Annotated in this window: 40 protein-coding genes; 6 read left to right on the forward strand and 34 right to left on the reverse strand. The window is 46.1% G+C overall.

Annotated elements, in window-relative coordinates; translation table 11 throughout:
- Nucleotides 1-137 precede the first annotated feature (137 nt).
- The 3 genes from cysN to cobA are packed head-to-tail and all read right to left on the reverse strand — an operon-like array spanning nt 138 to nt 3429.
- On the reverse strand, nt 138-1568 hold the full coding sequence (gene cysN, locus KIO97_RS07725) for a sulfate adenylyltransferase subunit CysN (RefSeq protein WP_005528550.1): 1431 nt from the start codon (nt 1566-1568) through the stop codon (nt 138-140).
- Nucleotides 1569-1586: 18 nt separating this feature from the next.
- On the reverse strand, nt 1587-2495 hold the full coding sequence (cysD, locus tag KIO97_RS07730) for a sulfate adenylyltransferase subunit CysD (protein ID WP_005450539.1): 909 nt from the start codon (nt 2493-2495) through the stop codon (nt 1587-1589).
- 58 nt (nt 2496-2553) lie between these two features.
- The gene (cobA, locus tag KIO97_RS07735; RefSeq protein WP_009707825.1) at nt 2554-3429 is read right to left on the reverse strand and encodes a uroporphyrinogen-III C-methyltransferase; all 876 of its coding nucleotides are present in this window, start codon (nt 3427-3429) and stop codon (nt 2554-2556) included.
- Nucleotides 3430-3704: 275 nt separating this feature from the next.
- Here cobA and cpdB point away from each other — a divergent pair, with 275 nt between their 5' ends.
- Both cpdB and KIO97_RS07745 read left to right on the forward strand, forming a co-directional pair.
- The gene (cpdB, locus tag KIO97_RS07740; RefSeq protein WP_285381775.1) at nt 3705-5666 is read left to right on the forward strand and encodes a 2',3'-cyclic-nucleotide 2'-phosphodiesterase; all 1962 of its coding nucleotides are present in this window, start codon (nt 3705-3707) and stop codon (nt 5664-5666) included.
- A gap of 97 nt (nt 5667-5763) precedes the next feature.
- Nucleotides 5764-6336 carry a Crp/Fnr family transcriptional regulator gene (locus tag KIO97_RS07745; RefSeq protein ID WP_010646401.1) on the forward strand — a complete coding sequence of 191 codons (573 nt, stop codon included), beginning with the start codon at nt 5764-5766 and terminating at the stop codon, nt 6334-6336.
- Nucleotides 6337-6401: 65 nt separating this feature from the next.
- Here the strand turns inward: KIO97_RS07745 and dbpA are convergent, their stop codons facing one another.
- Nucleotides 6402-7781, reverse strand: coding sequence for an ATP-dependent RNA helicase DbpA (dbpA, locus tag KIO97_RS07750; protein WP_005430562.1), 1380 nt, complete (start codon nt 7779-7781; stop codon nt 6402-6404).
- A gap of 146 nt (nt 7782-7927) precedes the next feature.
- Between dbpA and KIO97_RS07755 the strand changes: the two genes are divergently transcribed.
- A complete protein-coding gene (locus tag KIO97_RS07755; RefSeq protein WP_255985619.1) occupies nt 7928-8380 on the forward strand; it encodes a GNAT family N-acetyltransferase in 453 nt (150 codons plus the stop codon).
- Entirely contained in the window at nt 8381-9235 is an 855-nt protein-coding gene (locus KIO97_RS07760) for a DMT family transporter (protein ID WP_285381780.1), read from the forward strand.
- Between the two features lie 82 nt (nt 9236-9317).
- Here the strand turns inward: KIO97_RS07760 and KIO97_RS07765 are convergent, their stop codons facing one another.
- Nucleotides 9318-9914: a LysM-like peptidoglycan-binding domain-containing protein gene (locus tag KIO97_RS07765; protein ID WP_077261948.1), complete on the reverse strand. Its 597-nt coding sequence runs from the start codon at nt 9912-9914 to the stop codon at nt 9318-9320.
- 231 nt (nt 9915-10145) lie between these two features.
- Here KIO97_RS07765 and KIO97_RS07770 point away from each other — a divergent pair, with 231 nt between their 5' ends.
- Both KIO97_RS07770 and KIO97_RS07775 read left to right on the forward strand, forming a co-directional pair.
- Nucleotides 10146-10766: an FKBP-type peptidyl-prolyl cis-trans isomerase gene (locus KIO97_RS07770; protein WP_005437303.1), complete on the forward strand. Its 621-nt coding sequence runs from the start codon at nt 10146-10148 to the stop codon at nt 10764-10766.
- A 151-nt stretch (nt 10767-10917) separates the two neighbouring features.
- Nucleotides 10918-11397, forward strand: coding sequence for a DUF2780 domain-containing protein (locus tag KIO97_RS07775; protein ID WP_050914499.1), 480 nt, complete (start codon nt 10918-10920; stop codon nt 11395-11397).
- Nucleotides 11398-11554: 157 nt separating this feature from the next.
- Here KIO97_RS07775 and rplQ read toward each other — a convergent pair whose 3' ends face one another.
- The 29 genes from rplQ to rpmE form a co-directional block, all read right to left on the reverse strand.
- On the reverse strand, nt 11555-11935 hold the full coding sequence (gene rplQ / locus KIO97_RS07780; protein ID WP_005383141.1) for a 50S ribosomal protein L17: 381 nt from the start codon (nt 11933-11935) through the stop codon (nt 11555-11557).
- 26 nt (nt 11936-11961) lie between these two features.
- Nucleotides 11962-12954: a DNA-directed RNA polymerase subunit alpha gene (locus KIO97_RS07785; protein WP_005383143.1), complete on the reverse strand. Its 993-nt coding sequence runs from the start codon at nt 12952-12954 to the stop codon at nt 11962-11964.
- A gap of 24 nt (nt 12955-12978) precedes the next feature.
- A complete protein-coding gene (rpsD, locus tag KIO97_RS07790; RefSeq protein ID WP_005383146.1) occupies nt 12979-13599 on the reverse strand; it encodes a 30S ribosomal protein S4 in 621 nt (206 codons plus the stop codon).
- Nucleotides 13600-13626: 27 nt separating this feature from the next.
- The gene (gene rpsK / locus KIO97_RS07795) at nt 13627-14016 is read right to left on the reverse strand and encodes a 30S ribosomal protein S11 (protein ID WP_001118870.1); all 390 of its coding nucleotides are present in this window, start codon (nt 14014-14016) and stop codon (nt 13627-13629) included.
- 18 nt (nt 14017-14034) lie between these two features.
- Complete coding sequence (rpsM, locus tag KIO97_RS07800; protein ID WP_005450559.1) at nt 14035-14391, reverse strand: 30S ribosomal protein S13; 357 nt, start codon at nt 14389-14391, stop codon at nt 14035-14037.
- 149 nt (nt 14392-14540) lie between these two features.
- Nucleotides 14541-14654 carry a 50S ribosomal protein L36 gene (rpmJ, locus tag KIO97_RS07805; protein ID WP_000868186.1) on the reverse strand — a complete coding sequence of 38 codons (114 nt, stop codon included), beginning with the start codon at nt 14652-14654 and terminating at the stop codon, nt 14541-14543.
- A gap of 38 nt (nt 14655-14692) precedes the next feature.
- Complete coding sequence (gene secY, locus KIO97_RS07810) at nt 14693-16027, reverse strand: preprotein translocase subunit SecY (protein WP_005435093.1); 1335 nt, start codon at nt 16025-16027, stop codon at nt 14693-14695.
- A 20-nt stretch (nt 16028-16047) separates the two neighbouring features.
- On the reverse strand, nt 16048-16482 hold the full coding sequence (gene rplO, locus KIO97_RS07815; RefSeq protein WP_005528539.1) for a 50S ribosomal protein L15: 435 nt from the start codon (nt 16480-16482) through the stop codon (nt 16048-16050).
- Nucleotides 16483-16487: 5 nt separating this feature from the next.
- The gene (gene rpmD / locus KIO97_RS07820) at nt 16488-16664 is read right to left on the reverse strand and encodes a 50S ribosomal protein L30 (protein WP_000201159.1); all 177 of its coding nucleotides are present in this window, start codon (nt 16662-16664) and stop codon (nt 16488-16490) included.
- A 7-nt stretch (nt 16665-16671) separates the two neighbouring features.
- A complete protein-coding gene (rpsE, locus tag KIO97_RS07825; protein ID WP_005435090.1) occupies nt 16672-17175 on the reverse strand; it encodes a 30S ribosomal protein S5 in 504 nt (167 codons plus the stop codon).
- Between the two features lie 14 nt (nt 17176-17189).
- On the reverse strand, nt 17190-17543 hold the full coding sequence (gene rplR / locus KIO97_RS07830) for a 50S ribosomal protein L18 (protein ID WP_005435088.1): 354 nt from the start codon (nt 17541-17543) through the stop codon (nt 17190-17192).
- Nucleotides 17544-17552: 9 nt separating this feature from the next.
- Nucleotides 17553-18086 (reverse strand): 50S ribosomal protein L6, encoded by a 534-nt coding sequence (gene rplF / locus KIO97_RS07835; RefSeq protein WP_005528537.1) that lies wholly within the window; start codon nt 18084-18086, stop codon nt 17553-17555.
- 12 nt (nt 18087-18098) lie between these two features.
- Entirely contained in the window at nt 18099-18491 is a 393-nt protein-coding gene (gene rpsH / locus KIO97_RS07840; RefSeq protein ID WP_005450567.1) for a 30S ribosomal protein S8, read from the reverse strand.
- A gap of 29 nt (nt 18492-18520) precedes the next feature.
- Nucleotides 18521-18826, reverse strand: a complete 306-nt coding sequence (rpsN, locus tag KIO97_RS07845) for a 30S ribosomal protein S14 (RefSeq protein ID WP_004410442.1) — start codon at nt 18824-18826, stop codon at nt 18521-18523.
- A gap of 17 nt (nt 18827-18843) precedes the next feature.
- Complete coding sequence (gene rplE, locus KIO97_RS07850; RefSeq protein WP_005528536.1) at nt 18844-19383, reverse strand: 50S ribosomal protein L5; 540 nt, start codon at nt 19381-19383, stop codon at nt 18844-18846.
- 23 nt (nt 19384-19406) lie between these two features.
- Entirely contained in the window at nt 19407-19724 is a 318-nt protein-coding gene (gene rplX / locus KIO97_RS07855) for a 50S ribosomal protein L24 (RefSeq protein WP_005435084.1), read from the reverse strand.
- Between the two features lie 13 nt (nt 19725-19737).
- A complete protein-coding gene (rplN, locus tag KIO97_RS07860; RefSeq protein WP_004410450.1) occupies nt 19738-20109 on the reverse strand; it encodes a 50S ribosomal protein L14 in 372 nt (123 codons plus the stop codon).
- Between the two features lie 164 nt (nt 20110-20273).
- On the reverse strand, nt 20274-20528 hold the full coding sequence (gene rpsQ, locus KIO97_RS07865; protein ID WP_005435082.1) for a 30S ribosomal protein S17: 255 nt from the start codon (nt 20526-20528) through the stop codon (nt 20274-20276).
- Nucleotides 20528-20719, reverse strand: coding sequence for a 50S ribosomal protein L29 (rpmC, locus tag KIO97_RS07870; protein WP_004410456.1), 192 nt, complete (start codon nt 20717-20719; stop codon nt 20528-20530). The genes rpsQ and rpmC overlap by 1 nt, the downstream gene beginning before the upstream one ends.
- Nucleotides 20719-21129 (reverse strand): 50S ribosomal protein L16, encoded by a 411-nt coding sequence (gene rplP / locus KIO97_RS07875; RefSeq protein WP_005379577.1) that lies wholly within the window; start codon nt 21127-21129, stop codon nt 20719-20721. The genes rpmC and rplP overlap by 1 nt, the downstream gene beginning before the upstream one ends.
- 11 nt (nt 21130-21140) lie before the next feature.
- Complete coding sequence (rpsC, locus tag KIO97_RS07880) at nt 21141-21839, reverse strand: 30S ribosomal protein S3 (RefSeq protein WP_005435080.1); 699 nt, start codon at nt 21837-21839, stop codon at nt 21141-21143.
- Nucleotides 21840-21857: 18 nt separating this feature from the next.
- Nucleotides 21858-22190, reverse strand: a complete 333-nt coding sequence (gene rplV / locus KIO97_RS07885; RefSeq protein WP_005528535.1) for a 50S ribosomal protein L22 — start codon at nt 22188-22190, stop codon at nt 21858-21860.
- Nucleotides 22191-22200: 10 nt separating this feature from the next.
- On the reverse strand, nt 22201-22479 hold the full coding sequence (gene rpsS, locus KIO97_RS07890; protein ID WP_005431614.1) for a 30S ribosomal protein S19: 279 nt from the start codon (nt 22477-22479) through the stop codon (nt 22201-22203).
- A 21-nt stretch (nt 22480-22500) separates the two neighbouring features.
- Nucleotides 22501-23325: a 50S ribosomal protein L2 gene (rplB, locus tag KIO97_RS07895; protein ID WP_005528534.1), complete on the reverse strand. Its 825-nt coding sequence runs from the start codon at nt 23323-23325 to the stop codon at nt 22501-22503.
- A gap of 15 nt (nt 23326-23340) precedes the next feature.
- The gene (gene rplW, locus KIO97_RS07900; RefSeq protein WP_004398471.1) at nt 23341-23643 is read right to left on the reverse strand and encodes a 50S ribosomal protein L23; all 303 of its coding nucleotides are present in this window, start codon (nt 23641-23643) and stop codon (nt 23341-23343) included.
- Nucleotides 23640-24242, reverse strand: a complete 603-nt coding sequence (gene rplD / locus KIO97_RS07905; RefSeq protein WP_005435074.1) for a 50S ribosomal protein L4 — start codon at nt 24240-24242, stop codon at nt 23640-23642. Before rplD ends, rplW begins: the two co-directional genes overlap by 4 nt.
- 17 nt (nt 24243-24259) lie before the next feature.
- The gene (rplC, locus tag KIO97_RS07910) at nt 24260-24889 is read right to left on the reverse strand and encodes a 50S ribosomal protein L3 (RefSeq protein ID WP_005435072.1); all 630 of its coding nucleotides are present in this window, start codon (nt 24887-24889) and stop codon (nt 24260-24262) included.
- 14 nt (nt 24890-24903) lie between these two features.
- Entirely contained in the window at nt 24904-25215 is a 312-nt protein-coding gene (rpsJ, locus tag KIO97_RS07915; protein ID WP_004410492.1) for a 30S ribosomal protein S10, read from the reverse strand.
- A 473-nt stretch (nt 25216-25688) separates the two neighbouring features.
- A complete protein-coding gene (gene rpmE / locus KIO97_RS07920) occupies nt 25689-25907 on the reverse strand; it encodes a 50S ribosomal protein L31 (RefSeq protein ID WP_005429947.1) in 219 nt (72 codons plus the stop codon).
- Nucleotides 25908-26102 lie beyond the last annotated feature (195 nt).

The following is a 26102-nucleotide window of genomic DNA, read 5'->3' on the forward strand; positions in this document are numbered from 1 at the left end:
ACGAGTAACCAGACAAAAAAGCAAAGCAAGCGAAAAAGAACGCCAGAATGCTCGGTTTCTTGGGCTTCCGGAGCATCCTGGATTCGGGGGAAATCAGCCTGACGGGTTTCGCAACCCCATCAGGCTAGGTGAACCAATTACTTCTTCAATAACTGGCTCAGGTCTTTAGCTTCCCAATGCGGGAAGTGCTTACGAACCAAAGCATTAAGTTCAAGTTCGAACGCTGAAACATCCGCAAGACCACGCTCAACAGCCGCTAAGCTTTCTTTCACCATACCTGCACCAACCGTTACATTGGTTAGACGATCGATGATGATGAAGCCGCCGGTATCGGCACAATCTTGGTAGTTATCCAAGGCGACAGATTCGTTCAGCGACCACTCACACAAACCAATGCCGTTGAGTGGCAATTCAGCTGCACCGTGAGTCGAAAGATTGTTGATGTCGTACTGGTGACGAATCGCTTCAACGTGACCAACCGTCTTCTTACCAGCAATCTTAATGTCGTAATCACGACCCGGTTGCAACGGTTGCTCTGTCATCCACACTACGTCCGCCAACAAGTGGTTAGTTGACTCTACTTGTGCGTTTTCTAGCACCAGCAAATCACCACGACTGATGTCGATTTCGTCATTCAGCGTCAACGTCACAGCCAGACCGGCTTGTGCTTCCTGTACATCACCATCAAAAGTCACAATGCGTGCAACGGTTGAGGTTTTGCCTGATGGCAGCGCCTTAATCGCATCGCCCACTTTCACCGAGCCCGATGAAATCGTGCCAGCAAAGCCACGGAAGTCGAGGTTAGGACGGTTTACATACTGAACAGGGAAACGGAAATCACCTTCGCCTTTCTCATGGTCAACATCCACAGTCTCAAGTAGCTCAAGCAAAGATGGACCTTCAAACCAGCTTAGGTTCTGTCCTTTCTCTACTACGTTGTCGCCTTCTAGCGCTGACAACGGAATGATTTGGATATCCGTCTCACCCGCTAGGTTTTCTGAGAACTGCAGGTACTCATCGCGGATCTCTTCAAAACGTTCTTGTGAGTAATCCACCAAGTCCATTTTGTTGATAGCAACGACGAAGTGTTTCAAACCCAGTAGGTTAGAAATGAATGAGTGGCGACGCGTTTGGTCCAACACACCTTTACGTGCATCAACCAAAATCACAGCTAAATCACAGGTCGATGCACCTGTTGCCATGTTACGCGTGTACTGCTCATGTCCTGGCGTATCAGCAATGATGAACTTACGTTTCTGCGTCGAGAAGTAGCGGTAAGCCACATCAATGGTGATGCCCTGCTCGCGTTCTGCTTGTAGACCATCTACCAGCAATGCCAAATCTGGCTTTTCACCCGTGGTGCCTACGCGTTGGCTATCCGAGTGAACTGCTGCTAGCTGATCTTCATAAATTTGTTTTGAGTCGTGGAGTAAGCGACCGATTAGGGTACTTTTACCGTCATCTACCGAACCACAAGTCAGGAATCTAAGTAACGACTTGTACTGGTGTTGTTTTAAATAGCCTTCAATACCAAGCTCGGCTAATTGAGCTTCAACTGCACTGTTCATTATCTTTCCTTAGATCCTTTAGAAGTAACCTTGACGTTTCTTAAGTTCCATCGATCCTGACTGATCGTGGTCGATCGCACGACCTTGGCGCTCACTTGAGGTTGCCACCAGCATTTCTTCGATGATGCCTGTTAGCGTGTTTGCTTCAGACTCAATCGCGCCAGTCAGCGGGTAACAACCCAAAGTACGGAAACGTACACTCTTCTCTTCAATCACTTCACCTGGTTCTAGCTCCATGCGGTCATCGTCTACCATGATCAGCATGCCATCACGCTCAACAACCGGTCGCTTGTCTGCAAGGTACAGAGGCACGATCTCGATGTTTTCTAGGTAGATGTATTGCCAGATATCCAGCTCAGTCCAGTTTGAAAGTGGGAATACACGAATGCTCTCCCCTTTGTTTACTTGACCGTTGTATGTTTTCCAAAGCTCTGGACGTTGGTTTTTCGGATCCCAGGTATGGTTCTTATCGCGGAATGAGTAAACGCGCTCTTTTGCACGTGACTTCTCTTCATCACGACGTGCACCACCGAATGCTGCATCAAAACCGTACTTGTTCAGAGCCTGCTTCAAACCTTGAGTCTTCATGATGTCGGTATGCTTTGAAGAGCCGTGCACAAATGGGCTACAACCCATTGCTAGACCTTCTGGGTTCTTATGAACCAAAAGCTCAAAGCCGTATTTCTCAGCGGTACGATCACGAAACTCGATCATCTCGCGGAATTTCCAATCCGTGTCTACGTGCAGTAGTGGGAATGGAATTTTGCCTGGGTAGAAGGCTTTGCGCGCAAGATGCAACATGACTGATGAATCTTTACCAATCGAATACATCATGACTGGGTTATCGAACTCAGCCGCAACTTCGCGGATGATATGAATACTCTCCGCTTCGAGTTGTTTAAGGTGAGTTAAACGTTGTTGGTCCATGTTTTGTCTTTCCTTTTTAAGCTTGAAGGCTCATTAGTCCCTAATCTTTGGTCTGAAATTATATGGAGCTGGCAATAGCACTTTTGTTGAATTCAGTACTAGACAAAAACCAGTCCAACTTTTGAGACAGACGCACAACTTCGCCGACAACAATCAAAGACGGAGCTTGAGCTTCTTTAGATAATTCAGATAGTTGAGAAAGTTCTCCGGTGAAAACTTTTTGCTGGATTTGCGTACCGCGCTCTATGATGGCGATAGGGGTTGAGGCTGCCCTACCATGTTTGATGAGCTGATTCTGAATATAGTGTGATTTCATCAGTCCCATGTAGATCACTAAAGTCTGATTCCCACGCGCGAGCGTCGACCAGTCCATGTCGTCACTTTCTTCTTTCAGATGACCCGTAACAAACAGTGCTGACTGGGCGTAATCACGATGCGTCAGCGGGATACCTGCATAAGCGGTCGCCCCCGCAGCAGCAGTAATGCCCGGAACCACTTGAAAACGCACACCAGCATCAGCCAAAACTTCCAGCTCTTCACCACCGCGGCCAAACACAAATGGATCGCCACCTTTAATGCGCACCACTTTGTAACCTTGCTTAGCAAAGTCCACCAACAGTTGATTTGTCTTCTCTTGTGGCACACTGTGGTGCCCGGCACGTTTACCCACGCACACCAAAATGGTTTCGCTTGGAATCAACGCCATGATCTCGTCAGACACTAGGTAGTCGTAAAGCACGACGTCAGCTTGTTGTAGGCAGTTGAGTGCTTTCAGAGTTAATAGTTCAGGGTCACCCGGACCAGCACCAACAAGGGCAACTTCACCCGGTTGAAGGGACTGCTTGCTGAAACGCGGAAGATCGGCAGCTTGGTTATCCGAAACCAGCCGAGGCTTGTTGATTGGGAAATTCGTTACTGAATCGTTAACTGCCATGTGCTTGCTCATCATCCATTGATATCGTTATGGATGGCATTATGGCGGTGGGTTTATATTACCGGAAATTCTAAAATTTCATTTTTTATTCAAAAAACTGCTAAGAAGCTTTTGTTAGGTCTCATTCAAAATGGTGAAAAAGGCATCACTTTGACACTTTCCTCCGCATTTAATTGCCTAATGTTCACAGTTTTCTGCATCTTGGCCTGAGCTTGCACTAATATTTGTTACATTACGCTGTACGACCCCTCTATCCCATTTAATTGGAGCACCTCATGAAAATGGCAGTTAATCCCGTATCCGTCGCAGTTTTAAGTGGTATGTTGACGCTTGCTGGCCCAGCGATGGCGGACACCATCAAGCTACGTATTATCGAAACCACCGACATTCACACCAATGTGATGGATTACGACTACTACAAAGATCAGCCTTCTCAGCAAATCGGTCTTAGCCGTGCGGCGACACTGGTTAAGCAAGCTCGTGAAGAAGCAGTGAACAGTGTTTTGGTCGACAACGGCGACTTGATTCAAGGCAGCCCGATGGGCGATTACATGGCAGCGAAAGGGATTAACGCTGGCGAAATCCACCCGGTATACAAAGCGATGAACCAGTTGGATTACGATGTGGGTAATATTGGTAACCACGAATTCAACTACGGCCTTGAGTTCCTGAAACACTCTATCGACGGTGCGAACTTCCCTTATGTTAGTGCTAACGTTTTCGACAAGAAGACAGGCGAGCACTACTTCAAACCTTATCTAATTAAAACGCACACGTTCAAAGACACTGATGGTCAAAGCCACGAAATTAAAGTGGGTTACATCGGCTTCGTACCACCGCAAATCATGGTGTGGGATAAGAAGAATCTAGAAGGTAAAGTCTTCGCTGAAGACATCACTGAGACAGCGAAAAAGCTGGTTCCTCAGATGAAGAAAGAAGGCGCAGACGTGATTGTGGCGATTCCACATTCAGGCATTTCGACTGACCCATACAAGCTAGGCGCTGAAAACTCGGTTTACTACCTCACAGAAGTTGAAGGCATTGATGCGATTGCATTTGGTCACTCTCACGCGGTATTCCCGGGTAAAGACTTTGCCAAGCTGCAAGGTGTCGACAACGCAAAAGGCACAATTAATGGCGTAACCGCAGTAATGCCAGGTCGCTGGGGTAGCCACGTTGGCGTAATGGACTTGATGCTGAAAGAAAAAGATGGCAAGTGGCAAGTGGTTGAAGGTCAATCTGAAGCGCGCCCTATCTTCGATAAAGCTAACAAGAAATCTTTAGCAGAAGCCGATAAAGGCATCGTGGATGCACTTGTTGATGACCATAAAGGCACACGTGAATTCGTCAACCAGCCAATTGGTCAAGCAAATGATGTGATGTACAGCTTCCTAGCGCTTGTACAAGATGATCCAACGATTCAAATCGTAAACCTAGCGCAGAAAGATTACGTGGAACGCTTTATCCAAGGCGACCCAGACCTTGAAGGCATTCCAGTATTAAGCGCAGCTGCACCATTTAAAGTGGGCGGACGTAAAGACGATCCAAATGGTTTCACCGAAGTCGAGTCAGGTCAGCTGACTTTCCGTAATGCCGCAGACCTTTACCTCTACCCGAATACGCTTGTAGCGATGAAGGTTAAAGGCAAAGAAGTTCATGAATGGCTAGAGTGTAGTGCAGGTCAGTTCAATCATATTGATGTTAACAGCACCAAACCTCAGTCTTTGATCAACTGGGATAGCTTCCGTACTTACAACTTCGACGTGATTGATGGTGTGAACTACCAAATCGATGTGACTCAACCACCGAAGTACGATGCGGATTGTAAAGTGATCAACCCAGATTCACAGCGTATCGTTAACCTGACTTACAACGGTAAGCCAGTTGATCCAAAACAAGACTTCATCATCGCAACCAACAACTACCGTGCTTACAGCGCAACCTTCCCAGGCACTGGTCCGGACTTCATCGCGTTTGATGCTCCAGATGAGAACCGCTCAGTAGTTGCCGCTTACATCTCTCGCATCAGTAAAGAGCAAGGCGAAGTGACACCAAGCGCGGATAACAACTGGTCTTTCGCACCAATCAAATCGGATAACAAACTTGATGTTCGTTTTGAAACCTCACCAAGTGATAAAGCTGCGCAGTTCATCAAAGAGAAAGGACAATACCCGATGAAACGTGTCGCCACTGACGAAGTTGGTTTCGCGATTTACCAAATCGACCTGAATAAATAAGGCAAGTTTAGCAATAATTTCAAGCGGCTCTCATGAGCCGCTTTTTTGTTGTCAGTAAAAACCGTTAGAATGACGAAAACCGTTTCTGAGTTATCACATGCACAGCGATCTTTTTTCTGACTTAATCAATCATGGCTTCCTTGAAGATGAAGCGAATCAGCTTATTGAACATGGGCAGCAGCTAGAACTGCCAACGCGCCATATTCTCAATCACCAAGGTGAGTTCAGCTCTCATATCTACTTTGTATTAGAGGGCTTGTGCCACGCCAGTTATCTTACCGACAAAGGGAAGGAATTCAGTAAAGAGTTCTACTGGGAAAAAGATTGGGTGATTGGCTTTGAAGGGCTTATCAAGAATCAGCCTTCGCCATATTTATTGGAAACACTGACACCTTGTCATCTGTTTTGCTTACCGGTTGAAGTACTACATCAGTGGCGTTCAGAAAAGCATCCTATCTACTTAAAGCTGCTCGAAGCACAATTGATGCATAAAGAAAACAAAGAACGCTTTATGTTGCTCTACTCACCAGAAGAGCGCTACCAACTGTTTTGTCAGCATTATCCAGACTTAGAACAACGCATCACCGATAGCCAGATTGCCGCTTACTTGGGTATTACCGCGATCAGTCTTAGCCGCATTAAGTCGCGCTTAAAGAAAGGCAATGAATAAGATCAGGTAGGCAGAAAAAACAAAGGCGCTCATATCGAGCGCCTCTGCATTAAATGAGGTCCTGCTTACTTCAGAATACGAGCACGGAATTGACGACCTTTCATCTTACCGTTACTGATGGTTTGCAGTGCTTTCTTCGCCACAGATTTCTCTACCGCAACATAAGAACGCATTGCCATTAGCTGGATCTTACCCACTTGTGCACCCGTGATACCATTTTTACCAGTCAAACAGCCAAGGATGTCACCCGCACGTACTTTCTGTTTCTTACCGCCATCGATATTAATCGTCACCATCTTCGCTTGGTATGGCTGCTGAGTTGATTTCGCTGGCAGTGTTGCTGGTACCACATCCATATCTAGGTACTCTTCAATACGAGCTACACGTAGACCATCTTTCTCACCAAAGAAGCTGAACGCCAGACCTTTGCTGCCCGCACGACCAGTACGACCAATACGGTGAACGTGTACTTCAGGGTCACGAGACAGTTCGAAGTTAAATACTGCATCAAGGTTGTCGACGTCTAAACCACGCGCCGCCACGTCTGTTGCAACAAGGATAGATACACTCTTGTTAGCAAACTGTACCAGAGCTTGGTCGCGTTCACGTTGTTCTAGATCGCCATGAAGATCCACCACACTGAAGCCTTTGTGATGCAGTTCATCTGCTACATTCTGTACTTCTTTCTTGGTATTACAGAACACCACCGCTGACTCTGGCTGGTGCGTCAGTAGTAGGTTCGCCAAAGCTTCATCGCGTGCTTCTGAGCCTTCAACGTTGTAAAAGTACTGCGCGATGCTCGACGTATCGTGTGTCGATTCTACTTTGATCATCTCTGGCGATTGCATAATACGTTGAGCAATCTGTTCGATCTTCTCAGGGAAAGTCGCACTGAATAGCAGTGTTTGACGTTGTTTAGGCGCAGCATCAATGATCGCATCGAGTGCGTCTTGGAAGCCCATTTCCAGCATACGGTCTGCTTCATCTAGAACCAGCGTGTTTAGCTCTTCTAGGTTAATACGACCTTTCTCTAGGTGATCAAGAATACGACCTGGCGTACCCACCAGAATATGAGCACCATGCTCTAGTGAACCGATTTGCGGTCCCATTGGCATGCCGCCACACAATGTCAGTACTTTAATGTTGTGAATACCACGACCTAACGTACGGATCTCTTTCGCCACCTGATCAGCCAGTTCACGCGTTGGGCACAACACCAAAGATTGTACACGGAAGCGCTTCACGTTTAGGTTGGACAATACGCCCAGACCAAACGCCGCCGTTTTACCTGAGCCGGTTTTACCCTGACCAATCACATCACGCTGATTCAAAATCGCAGGTAAGCTCAACGCTTGAATTGGCGTCATATGGGTGTAGTTCAATGATTCAAGCGTCTCTAGTAGCGCTGGATTAAGCCCTACTTGGTCAAAAGTTTGTTTGCTCACAGGGAAATATCCTCAGGTGGGATGAAAAAGAGGGCACATTATCGCCAGATTTGTCGCGAAGACCAGTGAAAATTAACCATTGTTAATGAGTAATAGCAGAAAACGACGTAAAGTCAGCTGCATTCGCTCATTAATGGATATTGGAAATGATCAACTGGACTGCCCTACCTTTCTCTCAACTGACAACGACACAACTCTACGAGATGCTGCGCCTGCGCGTTGATGTCTTTGTGGTAGAGCAAACCTGTCCTTATCCAGAACTGGACGGCAAAGATACACTGGAAGGGGTTTTTCACCTATTGGGCTACAAAGACAATGAACTGGTTGCCTGCGCTCGTCTATTGCCTGCTGGCACCACTTACGACAATGTCAGTATCGGCCGTGTGGTAACCAAACAAAGCGCTCGTGGTGGTGGTCTTGGACATGAACTGCTTGAGCAAGCCTTACAACATTGCCAACAGCTTTGGGCTGGTCAAACGATAGATATCGGTGCGCAAGAACACCTGATGGCTTTCTATGCGAGTCATGGCTTTGAAGTCATTTCCGAAAGCTACCTTGAAGATGGTATCCCGCATGTCGATATGCGCCGAGTGAGCTAAATGTCACCCCACCACCTGGCGTTACTATTACTGGTTATCGGCAACTTGGCGGCGTCACTCTCCGATGTCGCCGTCAAACTGATTGAAGGCGGCATTAGCCCGTTCCAATATATGTTTGTGCGCCAGTTGGCTTCACTGCTGCTCATCCTACCTTTCTATCTCAGACAACAACCGAATAAACGTACCCTAAAGCAAGCACCTATTACCTTGTTGCGGGCACACCTGATATTAATTGGTAGCGGCTGTATGATGGTTGCAGTCACTCACTTGCCTCTTGCGACTGCTAACGCCGTCTTTTACGCAGCGCCGATTTTAATGTTGCCGCTGTCGATATTGTTCCTCAAAGAGCATCCTCCACTAAGTAAAATCTTGCTCACTTGCTTCGGGTTCCTTGGTGTCCTAGTGGTACTCAGACCGGATCATTTTCATTGGGCTGCATTGTTTGCACTCGGCACGGCGACCACACTGGCAATGTTTAATATATTGGTAAGAAAGCTACCCAGTGAACAGTCTGTCGTCACCACACTTTGGTGGACCACTCTATTCTCGTTACCTATCTCTGCAGTACTAGCTGGGTTTTACTGGCAACCTATGACGGGACAGGAGTTGGTCTTAGTCATCGTGAGTGCGGTTTGTATCTTGAGTTATAACGGTTTGGCTGTACTAGCGTATCAGAAAGCGCCAGCCGGAGAGATAGCACTCGCCGAATACTCTGGCTTAGTATTTGTTACGCTCTTTGGGATATGGTGGTTTGACGAGATTCCAGATTGGCTGACTGCGGTAGGGATCCTAATGATTGTGTTGCCGCTCTTACCATGGAATAAAAGAAGACGACTCACCAATCGAGAGGCATAAGATTGGGATACCACCACAAGCAAACGGAACGACATAAAAAAGGCGCGAATCATCGCGCCTTTAGAATACTTGTTAATGAACGTTATTTATTACGCCCGAATGTGCCATCAGATAAACGGAAGAACATCACCGACTCGCCACTTTTCTCAAGCTGAAGCATATCTAATTTGCCATCGTCAGCGAGCTTAAAGCGCACCAATTGCCCCTGCTTGATTCGACTTAGTGGCTTGTCGCTGCCTTCAATTTTAACTAAGGCATTCAAGTCCGCCATCGGCAGTTGGTTACTACGAAATACTTGAGCCAACGTATCACCGTTCTTTACCGTGTACTCTTTCCATTGCTCAGATTTTGGCTCTGAGTTTTGCGCTGAGCGCTGCTCACTTAAACTTTGCGCATTCAACTGAATCGCAACACGTTGATTCTCGACTTGAGTGTCATCAATAGGTGCTTCAGTATTTTTTGGCACTGGGATGATCAGAAGCACCAACACCACAGGCACCAATACCATTAGTGCACGCTGATGTAGTTTTGGAAGGCGTTGCCAAAACTGAGTGACTGGCTGTAATCTCTCCTGCCACTTCTCTTTGTTAAACGGTTGCTTCCAATCGATAGCAGCGAGCTTTTGTTTCATCAATTCGACATGGTCGACTTGCTGCTTTTTCTTTCTGCGACGATTCATTCTGATGAGTCCCTTAATACTTCTAATCTCAGTATAAAAATACCAGCGCGGAGAGTATATGTTTTTCGCCAAAGTAAAATGTAATTTGGCGTAAATTAGCAGAAATTTCACTTGGAGTAAGAGATAAGTCACACCCTCTGCTCCAGAATGCGACATTCGAGCGCAATCATTTAAACCGAGGCTCGAACCTGATATCCTGTGCCTTTATCACTCCTAATAAGAGCGACATTCATGTCTGAAATTAAATTTGAAACTGCAGAACAGAAAGCTAGCTACGGTATTGGTCTGCAAATGGGTCAGCAACTAGCTGGTTCTGGTCTAGAAGGTCTTAGCGTTGACGCTATCGCTGCTGGTATTGCAACTGCACTAACTGGTGACATGCCATCTATCGAAATCGACGAGATCAACAACGCACTGCAAGAGCTACACACTCGTGCAGAAGCAGTTCGTCAAGAAGCAGCTAAAGCAGCAGCAGCTGACGGCGAAGCGTTCCTAAAAGACAACGCTCTACGTCCAGAAGTAAACGTTCTTGAGTCTGGTCTTCAGTACGAAATCATCACTGAAGGTACTGGTGAAATCCCAACAGCAGCATCTCAAGTACGTGTTCACTACCACGGTGAGCTAACTGACGGCACTGTATTCGACAGCTCTGTATCTCGCGGTCAACCAGCTGAGTTCCCAGTAACTGGCGTAATCAAAGGTTGGGTTGAAGCACTTCAACTAATGCCTGTTGGTTCTAAGTGGAAACTATACATCCCACAAGATCTAGCATACGGTGAGCGTGGCGCAGGTGCTGCTATCCCTCCATTTGCTGCTCTAGTATTCGAAGTAGAACTACTAGACATCCTGTAATTGAGATTCTCCTCAATACAAATTCGAAGCGGCGCTCACTAGCGCCGCTTTTTTTGTCTAAAATAAACAGACTTAGGCTCAACAACCTTAATGTCTCTGTTATCTTAAGTAGTGAATAAACAATAATAATCGCAAGCCACACGGAGGTATTATGCGTAAAACACTCCTCACCTTAACGCTGCTTTCAATGAGCATTGGTACAGCCCACGCTTTTCTTGATGCTGTCACCGATAAAGAAAGCCAAGAAGGTTTAATGGACATGGTCAGCCAAGGCATGAATGCGGAATCATCACCGCTCACCGACTTACTCACTAGCCAGCTTCCGGTTTCGACCGAACAAGCAGCCGGCGGTACGGGTGCCCTTTTAGCGTTGGCGCAAAGCCAACTGTCAGATCAAAACAGCAGTGAACTAAAATCTCTGATCCCAGGAATGTCCAGTTTGGATGGTGCGCAAAGCTTATTGGGTAATATTGAAAGTTTAAGTGCAGTACAAAGCACGTTCGATAAGCTGGGCTTAGACCCATCGATGATCAGTCAGTTTGCGCCAGTGATACTTGGCTACTTAGGAGACCAAGGCGCAAGTGAAGGTTTGTTGAATTCGCTAAGCGGATTGTGGGGTTCAAACAACTAAGAAGTTTCACCTAAACATAAATTAAGATGAAAGATTCGATTATCGAAGATTAGCGTTGAGAGGGGAGACGGAAAACTCAATTTGTTTCGCTTTCAAATACGACAGATACAAAAAAGCCGAGCTAATGCTCGGCTTTTTTTGTTCTTACGAACTGAGATTACTCAGCAGCTTCTTCAGCAGCTGGGCGATCTACAAGCTCAATGTAAGCCATTGGAGCTTTATCACCAGCACGGAAGCCAGCTTTTAGGATACGAGTGTAACCGCCCTGACGAGCAGCAAAACGTGGACCTAGTTCGTTAAACAGTTTTGCAACTACTTCGTTGTCACGAGTACGTGCAAATGCTAGACGACGGTTAGCAACACTGTCAGTCTTAGCTAGTGTAATCAAAGGCTCAACTACGCGACGTAGCTCTTTTGCTTTTGGCAAAGTAGTCTTGATAACTTCATGACGTACTAGAGAGCTAGCCATGTTGCTGAACATCGCTTTACGATGTGAGCTGTTGCGGTTGAGTTGACGACCACTCTTACGATGGCGCATGACCTAATCCTTCTAACTAGTATCGATTAATCTTCAGCGATTGATGCAGGTGGCCAGTTTTCTAGGCGCATGCCCAGAGACAGACCACGTGACGCAAGTACGTCTTTAATCTCAGTAAGAGATTTTTTACCAAGGTTAGGCGTTTTAAGTAGCTCAACCTCAGTACGTTGTACTAGATCACCGATGTAGTGAATCGCTTCTGCTTTCAGACAGTTAGCAGAGCGAACTGTTAGTTCAAGATCGTCTACAGGACGCAGTAGGATCGGATCGAATTCTGGCTTCTCTTCCTTCTCCTCAGGTACACGTACATCACGAAGATCTACGAACGCATCCAATTGTTCAGCTAGGATAGTAGCTGCACGACGGATTGCTTCCTCAGGTTCTAGAGTACCGTTCGTTTCCATATCGATAACAAGCTTGTCTAGATCAGTACGCTGCTCTACACGAGCTGCTTCTACAGCGTAGGCAATTTTGTCTACAGGGCTGTAAGTAGCATCTACTAGTAGGCGACCGATTGGACGCTCATCTTCTTCGTTATGGATACGCGCAGAAGCTGGAACATAACCACGACCACGTTCTACTTTGATACGCATTGCGATCTCAGCGTTGTCATCCGTTAGGTGACAAATAACGTGTTCAGGGTTAGCGATCTCTACATCACCGTCATGGGTGATGTCACCTGCAACCACAGGGCCCGAGCCTGATTTGTTCAAAGTAATGAACACTTCATCTTTGCCTTCGGCAACGCGTACAGCCAAACCTTTAAGGTTTAGAAGAATTTCAAGAATATCTTCTTGAACGCCTTCTTTAGTGCTGTACTCATGAAGTACGCCTTCGATTTCTACTTCTGTTACAGCACAACCTGGCATAGAAGATAGAAGAATACGGCGAAGTGCATTACCCAGAGTATGACCAAAGCCACGCTCTAATGGCTCAAGAGTTACTTTTGCGTGAGTCGAGCTGATTTGTTCGATGTCAACTAGACGTGGCTTAAGAAATTCTGTTACAGAACCCTGCATTGTGTCCTCTCTTTAGTTTAAACCTTACTTAGAGTAAAGCTCGACGATCAATTGTTCGTTGATGTCAGCTGATAGATCAGAACGCTCAGGCATACGCTTGAATGTACCTTCCATCTTGCCACCATCTACTTCAATCCAAGTTGGTTTTTCACGTTGTTCAGCAACTTCTAGAGCTGCTTTGATACGAGCTTGCTGTTTAGCTTTCTCGCGGATAGAAACAACGTCATTAGCCGCTACTTTGAAAGAAGGAACGTTTACAACTTTACCGTTAACTAGGATAGCTTTGTGGCTAACTAGCTGACGTGCTTCTGCGCGAGTTGCGCCAAAGCCCATGCGGTAAACTACGTTATCAAGACGACCTTCAAGAAGCTGAAGCAGGTTCTCACCTGTGTTGCCTTTAAGACGTGCAGCTTCTTTGTAGTAGTTACGGAATTGTTTTTCTAGAACGCCGTACATACGACGAACTTTTTGCTTCTCACGAAGCTGAACGCCATACTCAGATAGACGACCGCGACGAGCGCCGTGTACACCTGGTGCGTTATCAATTTTACACTTGGTATCGATCGCGCGAACACCAGACTTAAGGAATAAGTCAGTGCCTTCACGACGGCTAAGCTTCAGCTTAGGACCCAAATATCTTGCCATGATCTTTCTCCAGTAATCTAAAAAACGTTATACGCGACGTTTCTTAGGTGGACGACAACCGTTATGAGGGATTGGTGTAGCATCAACGATGTTTGTGATGCGGAAACCAGCAGCGTTCAGAGCGCGAACAGTAGATTCACGACCTGGACCTGGACCCTTAACCATAACTTCCAAGTTCTTTAGACCGTATTCTTTAGCCATTTCAGCACAACGCTCAGCAGCAACCTGTGCAGCGAACGGAGTAGACTTACGAGAACCACGGAAACCAGAACCACCTGCAGTAGCCCAAGCTAGAGCATTACCTTGACGGTCAGTAATGGTTACGATTGTGTTATTGAAAGAAGCATGGATGTGCGCAACGCCATCTGCAACTTGCTTGCGTACGCGCTTACGAGCGCGAGTTGGTTGTTTAGCCATTGTACTCTACCTTCCCGATTATTTCTTGATCGGCTTACGCGGACCCTTACGGGTGCGAGCATTGGTTTTAGTACGCTGTCCACGTAGTGGTAGACTGCGACGATGACGAAGACCACGGTAACAGCCAAGGTCCATAAGACGCTTGATGTTCATAGATACTTCACGACGTAGATCACCTTCTACAGTGTACTTAGCTACACCATCACGCAGTTGATCGATCTGCTCTTCAGTTAGTTCACTGATCTTAACATCTTCAGCAATACCCACTTCAGCTAGGATAGCTTGAGAGCGAGTTTTACCGATGCCGTAGATCGCCGTTAGAGCGATTACAGCGTGTTTTTGATCAGGAATGTTAATGCCTGCTATACGGGCCATTATTCACTCCTAAGTGTTTCTATAAAAGAATTAGCCGCAGCAAAGCCCGTTATGGATACGCTGCGGGATACTACTTCTTTTGCACGCAAAAGGTAGGCCGAGGAATATACTCGACCTAACCTTCGTTTTCAAGTAAAAATTTCTGCTAATTAGCCTTGGCGCTGTTTGTGCTTTGGCTCACTGCAAATCACGCGAACAACACCGTTGCGCTTGATTACTTTACAGTTACGGCAGATTTTTTTAACGGAAGCACGAACTTTCATTGCTAAACTCCGTAATTGAAACTGAGTCTACCGTCGAATTAACGACCGTAGCCTTTCAGATTCGCTTTCTTCAACACAGAATCATACTGTTGAGACATCAGATGAGTCTGTACCTGTGCCATAAAGTCCATGATAACAACTACTACGATTAGTAGAGATGTACCGCCGAAGTAGAAACGTACGTTCCACGCGACCATCATGAACTCGGGAATCAGACAGATAAAGGTAATGTACAGTGCACCCGCTAGGGTTAAACGTGTCATCACTTTATCAATGTACTTAGCTGTCTGCTCACCTGGGCGGATACCGGGTACGAATGCACCGGACTTCTTCAAGTTATCTGCTGTTTCACGCGGGTTGAAAACCAACGCCGTGTAGAAGAAACAGAAGAAAATAATCGCTGCTGCATAAAGCATTACATACAGCGGTTGACCTGGGCTAAGAGCCAAAGACACGTCAGTTAACCAACCGAACGCGCTGCTCTCACCGTTCTGACCAAACCACTGAGCCAGTGTTCCTGGGAACAGGATAATACTTGATGCAAAAATCGCTGGAATAACACCTGCCATATTAATTTTAAGTGGCAGATGCGAGCTTTGCGCAGCAAATACTTTACGACCTTGTTGACGCTTAGCGTAGTTAACGACGATTCGGCGTTGACCACGTTCCATGAAAACAACGAAGTAAATTACTGCAAAAGCTAATACCGCGATTAGCAGCAGAAGAAGTACATGCAATTCACCTTGACGCGCTTGCTCGATTGTTTGACCGATTGCAGAAGGCAATCCAGCAACAATACCTGCAAAAATCAGAATGGAAATACCATTACCGATTCCTCGCTCTGTAATTTGTTCACCTAACCACATTAGGAACATGGTACCGGTTACTAAACTTACGGTAGCAATTAGCGTAAACATGGTTTGGTTCATAACAACCAGATTGTCGACCATGTTTGGTAAGCCAGTTGCAATACCAATAGCTTGGAATGTTGCAAGTACAAGCGTGCCGTAGCGTGTGTATTGGCTGATCTTACGACGGCCTGCTTCACCCTCTTTTTTGAGTTCCGCTAACGCTGGATGAACTACAGTTAGCAGTTGGACAACAATAGATGCCGAAATATACGGCATGATGCCCAACGCTAGTATAGATGCACGCTCAAGAGCACCACCGGAGAACATGTTAAACATTTCAACGATGGTACCTTTTTGCTGTTCGAACAAATCGGCAAGTACAGCAGCGTCAATACCAGGAATCGGCACAAAAGAGCCGGCTCGGAATACTAAAAGTGCACCAATTACGAATAACAAGCGCGACTTTAGTTCACTTAAGCCGCTCTGAGCACTACGAAAATCTTGTCCTGGTTTCTTAGCCATCTGTACCTCGTTCCTCGAGATTATTCCTCGATTTTACCGCCTGCAGCTTCGATTGCAGCTTTAGCGCCTTTAGTCACACGTAGACCTTTAACAGTCACTGCTTTGTTGATTTCACCAGAAAGAACAACTTTAACGAATTCGATGTTCTTAGTGATGATGTTAGCAGCTTTAAGGCTGTTTAGATCTACCACGTCACCAGAAACTTTCGCTAGTTCACCTAGACGAACTTCAGCAGACACTAGGCTCTTACGAGAAGTGAAACCGAATTTTGGTAGACGTTGTTTCAGAGGCATCTGACCGCCTTCGAAACCTGGACGAACTTTACCGCCAGAACGTGATTTTTGACCTTTGTGACCACGGCCACCAGTTTTACCTAGGCCAGAACCGATACCGCGACCTACACGCTTAGGAGCATGCTTAGAGCCAGCAGCCGGTGCAAGAGTATTCAAACGCATTCTGATTACTCCTCAACTTTAACCATGTAGTAAACCTTGTTGATCATACCGCGTACGCACGGAGTATCTTCAAGTTCTACTGTGTGGTTGATTTTACGAAGACCTAGACCACGCAAAGTAGCTTTGTGCTTTGGTAGGCGGCCAATTGAGCTTTTAGTTTGGGTTACTTTAATAGTTGCCATGGTGTTCTTACTCCGAAATAGCTTCAACAGTTAGACCACGTTTAGCAGCAACCATTTCTGGCGACTTCATGCTACCTAGTGCATCGATCGTTGCACGAACGATGTTGATAGGGTTCGTAGAACCGTATGCTTTAGATAGTACGTTGTGTACGCCAGCAACTTCTAGTACTGCACGCATCGCACCACCTGCGATAACACCAGTACCTTCTGCAGCAGGCTGCATGTAAACTTTAGAGCCCGAATGGCGACCTTTCACTGGGTGGTGAAGAGTGCCTTCGTTTAGCGCGATAGTAGTCATGTTACGACGCGCTTTTTCCATTGCTTTTTGAATCGCTGCAGGTACTTCACGAGCTTTGCCGTAACCGAAACCTACACGACCGTTACCGTCACCAACTACTGTTAGTGCAGTGAAGCTCATGATTCGACCGCCTTTAACCGTTTTAGAAACGCGGTTAACTGCGATTAGCTTTTCTTGCAAATCATTCGCTTGAACTTGTTGTTCTTTAGCCATCTTCCAACCCTACCTTAGAATTTCAGACCAGCTTCGCGAGCAGATTCTGCTAGCGCCGCTACTCGACCGTGGTATTGGAAACCAGAACGATCAAATGCAACTGCAGTTACGCCTTTTTCAAGAGCGCGCTCTGCAACAGCTTTACCTACTGCTTTAGCTGCATCAACGTTACCAGTGTATTTCACTTGCTCACGGATCGCTTTTTCTACAGTAGAAGCTGCTGCGATAACCTCAGAGCCATTAGCCGCGATAACCTGTGCGTACACGTGACGAGGAGTACGGTGTACAACTAGGCGAGTCGCACCCAGTTCTGCAATCTTACGACGTGCGCGTGTAGCACGACGGATGCGAGATGCTTTCTTATCCATAGTGTTACCTTACTTCTTCTTAGCTTCTTTAGTACGCACATTTTCATCTGCGTAACGAACACCTTTGCCTTTGTAAGGCTCAGGTTGACGGTAAGAACGAATGTCAGCCGCAACTTGACCAACTAGTTGCTTATCACAACCAGTGATGATGATTTCAGTTTGGCTTGGACATTCAGCTTTAATACCCGCTGGCAACTCGTGCTCAACTGGGTGAGAGAAGCCTAGTGTTAGACCTACAGCGTTGCCTTTGATAGCAGCACGGTAACCAACACCTTTAAGAGTTAGCTTCTTAGTAAAGCCTTCAGTAACACCAACAACCATGTTGTTAACTAGAGCGCGAGCTGTACCAGCTTGTGCCCATGCGTTAGCAGCACCTTCTTTCGGACCGAAAGTTAGGTTGTTTTCTTCCTGAGCGATAACTACAGCGTTGTTTAGAACGCGAGTCAGTTCGCCTTTAGCACCTTTTACAGTGATTTCTTGGCCGTTTAGTTTCACCTCTACGCCAGCTGGAATAGCGACAGGTGCTTTTGCAACACGAGACATAGTCTACTCCTATTAAGCTACGTAACAGATGATTTCACCGCCAAGACCTGCTTTACGTGCAGCGCGGTCTGACATCAGACCCTTGGAAGTAGAAACGATAGCAATACCAAGACCACCCATTACAGAAGGAAGTTGATCTTTCTTCTTGTAAACACGTAGACCTGGACGAGAAACACGTTTAAGTTGCTCGATTACTGGTTTAGCTTGGAAGTACTTAAGTGTAACTTCTAGCTCAGGTTTTGCTTCGCCTTCAACAGCGAAGTCAACGATGTAACCTTCAGCTTTTAGTAGTGCAGCAATTGCAACTTTAAGCTTTGAAGAAGGCATTTTAACAGCAACTTTGTTTGCTGCCTGACCGTTACGAACGCGGGTCAGCATATCCGAAATCGGATCTTGCATGCTCATATGATTTACTCCAAATGATTAAGTGGCAATTACCAGCTAGCCTTACGAAGACCCGGAATCTCGCCTTTCATGCAAGCTTCACGAACCTTAATACGGCTTAGACCGAACTTACGTAGGTAACCGTGTGGACGACCAGTTTGGTTACAACGGTTGCGCTGACGTGATGCACTTGAATCACGTGGAAGAGATTGCAGTGTAAGAACCGCATTCCAACGATCTTCTTCAGATGCGTTTACATCGCTGATGATAGCTTTTAGCGCAGCACGCTTTTCAGCGAACTTAGCTACTAGCTTCGCACGTTTTGCTTCACGTGCTTTCATTGAATTTTTAGCCATAACAGTAACCCTTCACCTTACTTACGGAATGGGAAGTTAAAGGCAGCCAGCAGAGCACGGCCTTCCTCATCAGTACCAGCAGACGTCGTAATAGTGATGTCTAGACCGCGTACTCGATCAACTTTATCAAAGTCGATTTCCGGGAAGATGATTTGCTCGCGAACGCCCATGCTGTAGTTACCGCGACCGTCAAAAGACTTAGCGCTAACACCACGGAAGTCACGTACACGTGGAAGTGCGATAGAGATTAAACGCTCTAAAAATTCCCACATACGTTCGCCACGCAAGGTTACTTTACAACCGATAGGGTAGCCTTCACGGATTTTGAAACCTGCAACAGATTTACGAGCTTTAGTGATAAGTGGCTTTTGACCAGAGATCGTTGCCATATCAGCAGCTGCGTTTTCTAGCAGTTTCTTATCGTTGATTGCTTCACCAACACCCATGTTTAGGGTGATTTTCTCGATTCTAGGGACTTGCATGACGCTTGTGTAGCTAAACTGTTTGGTCAGTTCAGCGACTACAGACGACTTGTAGTAATCATGCAGTTTCGCCATAGTAGAACTCCAAATTACTTCTATTAGTTAGAAACGATTTCGTTGTTAGACTTAAAGAAACGAACTTTCTTACCATCTTCAAAACGGAAACCGATACGGTCAGCTTTACCAGTAGCTGCGTTAAAGATCGCCACGTTAGAAACATCGATAGCTGCTTCTTGCTCTACGATACCGCCTTGGATACCTAGTGCAGGAACAGGTTTCTGGTGTTTCTTAACAAGGTTGATACCTTCAACGATAACTTTACCAGTTGCTAGGACCTTAGTTACTTTACCTTTCTTGCCTTTGTCTTTACCAGCAAGAACGATTACTTCGTCGTTACGACGGATTTTAGCTGCCATTTCTACGTGCTCCTTACAGAACTTCTGGAGCCAGTGAAACGATCTTCATGAACTTATCGCCACGAAGTTCGCGTGTCACAGGACCAAAGATACGTGTACCGATTGGTTGCTCAGTGTTGTCGTTCAACAATACACAAGCATTTCGGTCGAAGCGAATGACAGAACCGTCAGGACGACGTACGCCTTTACGGGTGCGCACTACCACCGCCTTCAGAACGTCACCTTTCTTAACTTTACCGCGAGGAATTGCTTCCTTAACAGTAACTTTGATAACGTCACCGATATGTGCATAACGGCGGTGAGAGCCACCCAGAACCTTAATACACATTACGCTGCGTGCGCCTGAGTTATCAGCTGCGTCCAGCATACTTTGCATTTGGATCATGTTAGTGCTCCGCTAAATAATAAAAAAACTAGACCCTCTCGGGTCGGGCTGCCTCTTTAAAAGGGACGCGAATTGTACCACCCTTTTTTTCAATTGGGTAGTCAAAAAATAAACGGCTCCAAAAATTATTTTTGGAGCCGTTTTTAATCATAGAATAAAGAAGATTAGATCTTCGCTTTTTCTAGGACTTTTACCAATGTCCAAGACTTAGTCTTAGACAGAGGACGACACTCTGCGATTTCAACTGTGTCGCCTAGGCCACACTCGTTGTTCTCGTCATGTGCGTGTACTTTAGTCGTGCGCTTTACGAATTTACCGTAAATTGGGTGTTTAACCATGCGCTCGATAGCAACTACGATAGACTTGTCCATCTTGTCGCTAACAACACGACCTTGTTGAGTACGTTTTACTTCGCTCATTATGCGCCTGCCTTCTCAGTCAAAACAGTTTTCACACGTGCGATATCACGGCGTACAGCTTTCAGAGTATGAGTTTGCTGTAGCTGACCAGTTGCAGCTTGCATGCGCAAGTTGAACTGTTCACGTAGCAAATTCAATAGCTCAGCGTTAAGCTCTTCAACGCTTTTCTCGCGTAGATCTTGTGCTTTCATCACATCACCTGCTTAGTTACAAATGTAGTTTTGAATGGCAGTTTACGAGCCGCTAGGCGGAACGCTTCACGAGCCAATTCTTCAGGTACACCACCCATTTCGTACATAACCTTACCAGGTTGGATTTGGGCTACCCAGTACTCAACGTTACCTTTACCCTTACCTTGACGAACTTCAAGTGGTTTTTCTGTGATTGGTTTGTCTGGGAACACACGGATCCAGATTTTACCTTGACGCTTAACGTGACGTGTCATTGCACGACGTGCCGCTTCGATTTGACGAGCAGTTAGACGACCACGGCCAACAGCTTTAAGACCGAATTCGCCGAAGCTTACATCAGTACCTTTAGCTAGACCACGGTTACGACCTGTCTGAACCTTACGGAACTTAGTACGTTTAGGTTGTAGCATCTGTCGACTCCTTACTTACGGCCTTTACGCTGCTTCTTAGGCTTGTCGCCTTTAGGCTCTACAGCGTTAGCTGCTGGCATACCACCTAGGATCTCACCTTTGAAGATCCAAGTTTTAATGCCGATCACACCGTATTGAGTGTGAGCCGAAGAAGTTGCGTAATCAATGTCAGCACGTAGAGTGTGTAGAGGTACACGACCTTCACGGTACCACTCAGAACGTGCAATTTCAGCGCCGCCTAGACGACCACTTACTTCTACTTTGATGCCTTTAGCACCTAGACGCATTGCGTTTTGTACCGCGCGCTTCATAGCACGACGGAACATAACACGACGCTCTAGTTGAGACGCGATGCTGTCACCAACAAGTTGTGCATCAAGTTCAGGCTTACGTACTTCAGCGATGTTAATTTGCGCTGGTACACCTGCAATTTTTGCTACAGCTGCGCGTAGTTTCTCAACGTCTTCACCTTTCTTACCGATTACAACGCCTGGACGAGCAGTGTGAATAGTCACACGGATGCTCTTAGCAGGACGCTCGATAACGATGCGTGAAAGAGACGCTTTTTGTAGTTCCTTAGTTAGGAACTGACGTACCTTGAAGTCGCCGTCTAGGTTGTCAGCGAAATCTTTGGTGTTAGCAAACCATGTAGCATTCCAAGGCTTAACGATGCCAAGACGAATACCATTAGGATGTACTTTTTGACCCATTGCTTACTCTCCTAGTCTCTAGCGATCTGCTACAACAACAGTGATGTGGCTTGAACGCTTCAAGATACGATCCGCACGACCTTTAGCACGAGGCATAATACGCTTCATGGTTGGGCCTTCATCTACAAAGATTTTTGCGACATTCAGATCGTCAATATCTGCACCTTCGTTGTGCTCCGCGTTAGCGATAGCAGACTCTAGAACTTTCTTAACTAGAACAGCAGCTTTTTTGTTGCTGAAAGTTAGGATTTCTAGAGCTTGGTCAACAGATTTACCACGAATTAGATCCGCAACTAAGCGAGCTTTCTGAGGCGAAATGCGAGCAAAGTTATGTTTAGCAATAGCTTCCATTATTTACTCCTTAACGCTTCTTAGCTTTCTTATCCGCAGCGTGACCGCGGTAAGTACGTGTTGGTGCGAATTCACCTAGTTTGTGACCGATCATTTCTTCGGTTACGAAAACAGGTACGTGCTGACGACCATTATGGACAGCGATGGTCAAACCGATCATCGATGGGATGATCATTGAACGACGGGACCAAGTCTTAAGTGGCTTTTTGTCTCCGCTTTCCACCGCTTTCTCTACCTTCTTCAGCAAGTGTAGGTCAATAAATGGACCTTTCTTGAGAGAACGTGGCATGGCGATTCCTCTTTATATAGATTACTTGTTACGACGACGTACGATGTACTTGTCAGTGCGTTTGTTCTTACGAGTCTTGAAGCCTTTAGTTGGCATACCCCAAGGAGATACTGGGTGACGACCGCCAGATGTACGACCTTCACCACCACCGTGTGGGTGATCAACCGGGTTCATTACTACACCACGTACGGTTGGACGTACGCCGCGCCAGCGTGAAGCACCAGCTTTACCAAGTTCACGTAGCATGTGCTCAGAGTTACCAACTTCACCGATTGTTGCACGGCCTTCAGAAAGAACTTTGCGCATTTCGCCAGAACGTAGACGGATAGTTACGTACGCACCGTCGCGAGCAACGATTTGAGCGTAAGCACCAGCCGAACGAGCTAGCTGACCACCTTTACCAGGTTTTAGTTCAACGTTGTGTACAGTTGAACCTACTGGGATGTTACGCATTGGAAGAGTGTTACCAGCTTTAATCGGTGCATCAACACCAGATTGGATAACATCACCCGCGTTAACACCTTTAGGTGCTAGGATGTAGCGACGCTCACCGTCTTTGTAAAGAACTAGAGCAATGTTTGCGCTACGGTTTGGATCGTATTCTAGACGCTCAACTGTCGCTGGGATACCGTCTTTAGTACGTTTGAAGTCAACTACACGGTAGTGGTGCTTGTGACCACCGCCGATGTGACGTACTGTGATACGACCGTTGTTGTTACGACCACCGTTCTTAGAGTTTTTCTCTAGAAGAGGTGCGTATGGCTTGCCCTTGTGTAGGTCAGCGTTAACAACTTTAACAACGTGACGACGACCAGGGGAAGTCGGCTTACATTTAACAATAGCCATTTTTAACTACTCCTGTTATTCCGCGCCGCCAACAAAGTCAAGATCTTGACCTTCTTTCAAAGTAACGTACGCTTTCTTAACGTCGCTGCGGCGACCTTGGCGTAGACCTTGACGTTTGGTCTTACCCTTAGTGATAAGAGTATTTACAGACTTAACTTCAACTTCAAAAAGCTTTTCTACAGCTGCTTTGATCTCTTTCTTAGTTGCATCTTTAGCTACTTTGAAAACGATAGTGTTCGCTTTCTCAGCTGCCATAGTTGCTTTTTCAGAGATGTGCGGAGCACGTAGAACTTTTAGGATACGCTCTTCAGTGATCATGCTAGCATCTCCTCAACTTGCTTAACTGCTTCAGCAGTCATTACAACTTTGTCGAACGCGATTAGTGAAACTGGGTCGATACCAGCAACGTCACGTGCGTCAACTTTGTATAGGTTACGAGCAGCTAGGAATAGATTCTCATCTACTTCGCTAGTCACGATTAGAGCGTCAGTTAGCTCAAGCTCTTTAAGCTTAGCAACTAGCTCTTTAGTCTTTGGCGCTTCAACTGAGAAGTTATCAACAACGATTAGACGCTCTTGACGAACTAGCTCAGAAAGAATGCTCTTCATAGCACCGCGGTACATTTTCTTGTTAACTTTTTGGCTGTGATCTTGTGGTTTCGCAGCAAAAGTAACACCACCTGTACGCCAGATTGGGCTACGGATTGTACCAGCACGCGCACGGCCAGTACCTTTTTGACGCCATGGCTTAGCGCCACCGCCAGAAACTTCTGAACGTGTTTTTTGAGCACGAGTACCTTGACGAGCACCTGCTGCAAATGCAACAACTACTTGGTGTACAAGAGCTTCGTTAAACTCACGTCCGAAAGTAGTTTCGGAAACAGTTAGTGCATCAGCACCTTTAACCATTAGTTCCATTACTTACTCCTGAGACGTTATGCTTTAACAGCTGGTTTAACGATCACGTTGCCACCTGTTGAGCCTGGTACTGCACCTTTAATAAGAAGCAGATTGCGCTCAGCGTCAACACGTACGATCTCTAGGTTTTGAGTCGTTACACGCTCAGCACCCATGTGACCTGCCATTTTCTTGCCTTTAAATACGCGACCTGGAGTTTGACATTGGCCAATTGAACCCGGTGCACGGTGAGACAATGAGTTACCGTGAGTCATATCTTGAGTACGGAAGTTCCAACGCTTAACAGCGCCTTGGAAACCTTTACCCTTAGATGTACCAGTAACGTCTACTTTCTTAGTTTCGTTGAATAGTTCAACTGTTAGCTCAGCGCCAACTGCGAACTCTTCACCGTTTTCCAAACGGAATTCCCAAAGACCACGACCAGCTTCAACACCAGCTTTAGCAAAGTGACCTGCTTCAGCTTTGTTTACACGGTTAGCTTTCTTTGAACCAGCAGTTACCTGGATTGCAGCGTAGCCATCTGTCTCAAGAGTTTTAACTTGAGAAACACGGTTTGCTTCAACTTCAACAACTGTTACTGGGATAGAAACGCCGTCTTCAGTAAATACGCGGGTCATGCCCACTTTACGACCGATTAGACCAATCATTCTTCTAATCTCCCTTAACCTAGGCTAATTTGAACGTCAACGCCCGCAGCAAGGTCTAGACGCATTAGAGCATCAACAGTTTTGTCTGTTGGCTCAACGATGTCGATTAGACGCTTGTGAGTACGAATTTCGTACTGGTCACGTGCTTTCTTGTTAACGTGTGGAGAGATAAGAACTGTGAAACGCTCTTTACGAGTTGGCAGTGGGATTGGACCACGAACCTGTGCGCCAGTGCGCTTAGCTGTTTCAACGATTTCCGCTGTAGAAGCGTCGATTAGTTTGTAATCGAATGCTTTTAGGCGGATACGGATACGTTGGTTCTGCATGAGACAGAGCTCCAATATTAAAAATTACACAAACAATATCGCCACTCAAACTCGTCAAGACGAGAGAATGCCGATTGATTTATGTGAAACCGTAGCATCCAAGATTAGGACGCATTGTCAGTTAATTTTCGATTAACTATCCCTATATGCCAGAGTCACGTCTGGGGATAGTTTTTCCGAAGAAAAGATAGCTAATTGTATTAACCGCGAACATAAGCTGAGTCTACATTACCTTACAAATCCGAAGACTTGCTCGCTCCTCATTGCTCATTGGTTCACAACTGGCTTAACCAGTGCGACGCATTATACAGATCACACTTTAGGATGCAAGAGCTGAGTGAAAAATAATCGAACAAAATTCAACCACTCGGCTTATCCCGGTTTTTAAGCCAAATCGCCTATTTTACGATGGGCAAATAAACAAAAAGGACGCCGAAGCGTCCTTTTTTAAACAGGAATAATAGCGCTGGCTATTACTTCTTGCTTGATAGAGCACCGAAACGCTTGTTGAAGCGATCAACACGGCCGCCTGTATCAACGATACGTTGCTTACCAGTGTAGAATGGGTGACATTTGTCACATACGTCTAGGTGGATAGACTCTTTGTCTAGAGTTGACTTGAACTCGAAAGAGTTGCCGCAAGAACAAGTAGCAGATACTGCTTTGTATTCTGGGTGGATACCAGCTTTCATGGGATAACCTCAATTGTAGGCCGTGTCGCTATACGAATCTAAGCCGCACACCACACGTAATGAAAAATAAAAGTGCGATACCGCATCGACCAAATGCCGAAGCCATATCTAAGGCGCAGTATAGTAATGAATCACTAGACTAGGATCAACACATTTGGCAACTTTTTCGCCACTTTTTTCACCAGTACTTTCGTA

Origin of the sequence: Vibrio sp. B181a, from assembly GCF_030248375.1 — a bacterium.
GTDB lineage: Bacteria > Pseudomonadota > Gammaproteobacteria > Enterobacterales > Vibrionaceae > Vibrio > Vibrio campbellii.

Bases quoted from the DNA above. Each gene is read 5' to 3' on its own strand.
- cysN (WP_005528550.1), bottom strand. From the start codon at position 1,568: ATGAACAGTGCAGTTGAAGCTCAATTAGCCGAGCTTGGTATTGAAGGC.
- cysD (WP_005450539.1), bottom strand. From the start codon at position 2,495: ATGGACCAACAACGTTTAACTCACCTTAAACAACTCGAAGCGGAGAGT.
- cobA (WP_009707825.1), bottom strand. From the start codon at position 3,429: ATGGCAGTTAACGATTCAGTAACGAATTTCCCAATCAACAAGCCTCGG.
- cpdB (WP_285381775.1), top strand. From the start codon at position 3,705: ATGAAAATGGCAGTTAATCCCGTATCCGTCGCAGTTTTAAGTGGTATG.
- KIO97_RS07745 (WP_010646401.1), top strand. From the start codon at position 5,764: ATGCACAGCGATCTTTTTTCTGACTTAATCAATCATGGCTTCCTTGAA.
- KIO97_RS07755 (WP_255985619.1), top strand. From the start codon at position 7,928: ATGATCAACTGGACTGCCCTACCTTTCTCTCAACTGACAACGACACAA.
- KIO97_RS07760 (WP_285381780.1), top strand. From the start codon at position 8,381: ATGTCACCCCACCACCTGGCGTTACTATTACTGGTTATCGGCAACTTG.
- KIO97_RS07765 (WP_077261948.1), bottom strand. From the start codon at position 9,914: ATGAATCGTCGCAGAAAGAAAAAGCAGCAAGTCGACCATGTCGAATTG.
- KIO97_RS07770 (WP_005437303.1), top strand. From the start codon at position 10,146: ATGTCTGAAATTAAATTTGAAACTGCAGAACAGAAAGCTAGCTACGGT.
- KIO97_RS07775 (WP_050914499.1), top strand. From the start codon at position 10,918: ATGCGTAAAACACTCCTCACCTTAACGCTGCTTTCAATGAGCATTGGT.
- rplQ (WP_005383141.1), bottom strand. From the start codon at position 11,935: ATGCGCCATCGTAAGAGTGGTCGTCAACTCAACCGCAACAGCTCACAT.
- KIO97_RS07785 (WP_005383143.1), bottom strand. From the start codon at position 12,954: ATGCAGGGTTCTGTAACAGAATTTCTTAAGCCACGTCTAGTTGACATC.
- rpsD (WP_005383146.1), bottom strand. From the start codon at position 13,599: ATGGCAAGATATTTGGGTCCTAAGCTGAAGCTTAGCCGTCGTGAAGGC.
- rpsK (WP_001118870.1), bottom strand. From the start codon at position 14,016: ATGGCTAAACAACCAACTCGCGCTCGTAAGCGCGTACGCAAGCAAGTT.
- rpsM (WP_005450559.1), bottom strand. From the start codon at position 14,391: ATGGCCCGTATAGCAGGCATTAACATTCCTGATCAAAAACACGCTGTA.
- rpmJ (WP_000868186.1), bottom strand. From the start codon at position 14,654: ATGAAAGTTCGTGCTTCCGTTAAAAAAATCTGCCGTAACTGTAAAGTA.
- secY (WP_005435093.1), bottom strand. From the start codon at position 16,027: ATGGCTAAGAAACCAGGACAAGATTTTCGTAGTGCTCAGAGCGGCTTA.
- rplO (WP_005528539.1), bottom strand. From the start codon at position 16,482: ATGCGTTTGAATACTCTTGCACCGGCTGCTGGCTCTAAGCATGCTCCT.
- rpmD (WP_000201159.1), bottom strand. From the start codon at position 16,664: ATGGCAACTATTAAAGTAACCCAAACTAAAAGCTCAATTGGCCGCCTA.
- rpsE (WP_005435090.1), bottom strand. From the start codon at position 17,175: ATGGCTAAAGAACAACAAGTTCAAGCGAATGATTTGCAAGAAAAGCTA.
- rplR (WP_005435088.1), bottom strand. From the start codon at position 17,543: ATGGATAAGAAAGCATCTCGCATCCGTCGTGCTACACGCGCACGTCGT.
- rplF (WP_005528537.1), bottom strand. From the start codon at position 18,086: ATGTCTCGTGTTGCAAAAGCACCTGTCGCTATTCCAGCTGGCGTAGAG.
- rpsH (WP_005450567.1), bottom strand. From the start codon at position 18,491: ATGAGCATGCAAGATCCGATTTCGGATATGCTGACCCGCGTTCGTAAC.
- rpsN (WP_004410442.1), bottom strand. From the start codon at position 18,826: ATGGCTAAAAATTCAATGAAAGCACGTGAAGCAAAACGTGCGAAGCTA.
- rplE (WP_005528536.1), bottom strand. From the start codon at position 19,383: ATGGCGAAACTGCATGATTACTACAAGTCGTCTGTAGTCGCTGAACTG.
- rplX (WP_005435084.1), bottom strand. From the start codon at position 19,724: ATGGCAGCTAAAATCCGTCGTAACGACGAAGTAATCGTTCTTGCTGGT.
- rplN (WP_004410450.1), bottom strand. From the start codon at position 20,109: ATGATCCAAATGCAAAGTATGCTGGACGCAGCTGATAACTCAGGCGCA.
- rpsQ (WP_005435082.1), bottom strand. From the start codon at position 20,528: ATGAGCGAAGTAAAACGTACTCAACAAGGTCGTGTTGTTAGCGACAAG.
- rpmC (WP_004410456.1), bottom strand. From the start codon at position 20,719: ATGAAAGCACAAGATCTACGCGAGAAAAGCGTTGAAGAGCTTAACGCT.
- rplP (WP_005379577.1), bottom strand. From the start codon at position 21,129: ATGCTACAACCTAAACGTACTAAGTTCCGTAAGGTTCAGACAGGTCGT.
- rpsC (WP_005435080.1), bottom strand. From the start codon at position 21,839: ATGGGTCAAAAAGTACATCCTAATGGTATTCGTCTTGGCATCGTTAAG.
- rplV (WP_005528535.1), bottom strand. From the start codon at position 22,190: ATGGAAGCTATTGCTAAACATAACTTTGCTCGCATTTCGCCTCAGAAA.
- rpsS (WP_005431614.1), bottom strand. From the start codon at position 22,479: ATGCCACGTTCTCTCAAGAAAGGTCCATTTATTGACCTACACTTGCTG.
- rplB (WP_005528534.1), bottom strand. From the start codon at position 23,325: ATGGCTATTGTTAAATGTAAGCCGACTTCCCCTGGTCGTCGTCACGTT.
- rplW (WP_004398471.1), bottom strand. From the start codon at position 23,643: ATGATCACTGAAGAGCGTATCCTAAAAGTTCTACGTGCTCCGCACATC.
- rplD (WP_005435074.1), bottom strand. From the start codon at position 24,242: ATGGAACTAATGGTTAAAGGTGCTGATGCACTAACTGTTTCCGAAACT.
- rplC (WP_005435072.1), bottom strand. From the start codon at position 24,889: ATGATTGGTCTAATCGGTCGTAAAGTGGGCATGACCCGCGTATTTACT.
- rpsJ (WP_004410492.1), bottom strand. From the start codon at position 25,215: ATGCAGAACCAACGTATCCGTATCCGCCTAAAAGCATTCGATTACAAA.
- rpmE (WP_005429947.1), bottom strand. From the start codon at position 25,907: ATGAAAGCTGGTATCCACCCAGAATACAAAGCAGTATCTGCTACTTGT.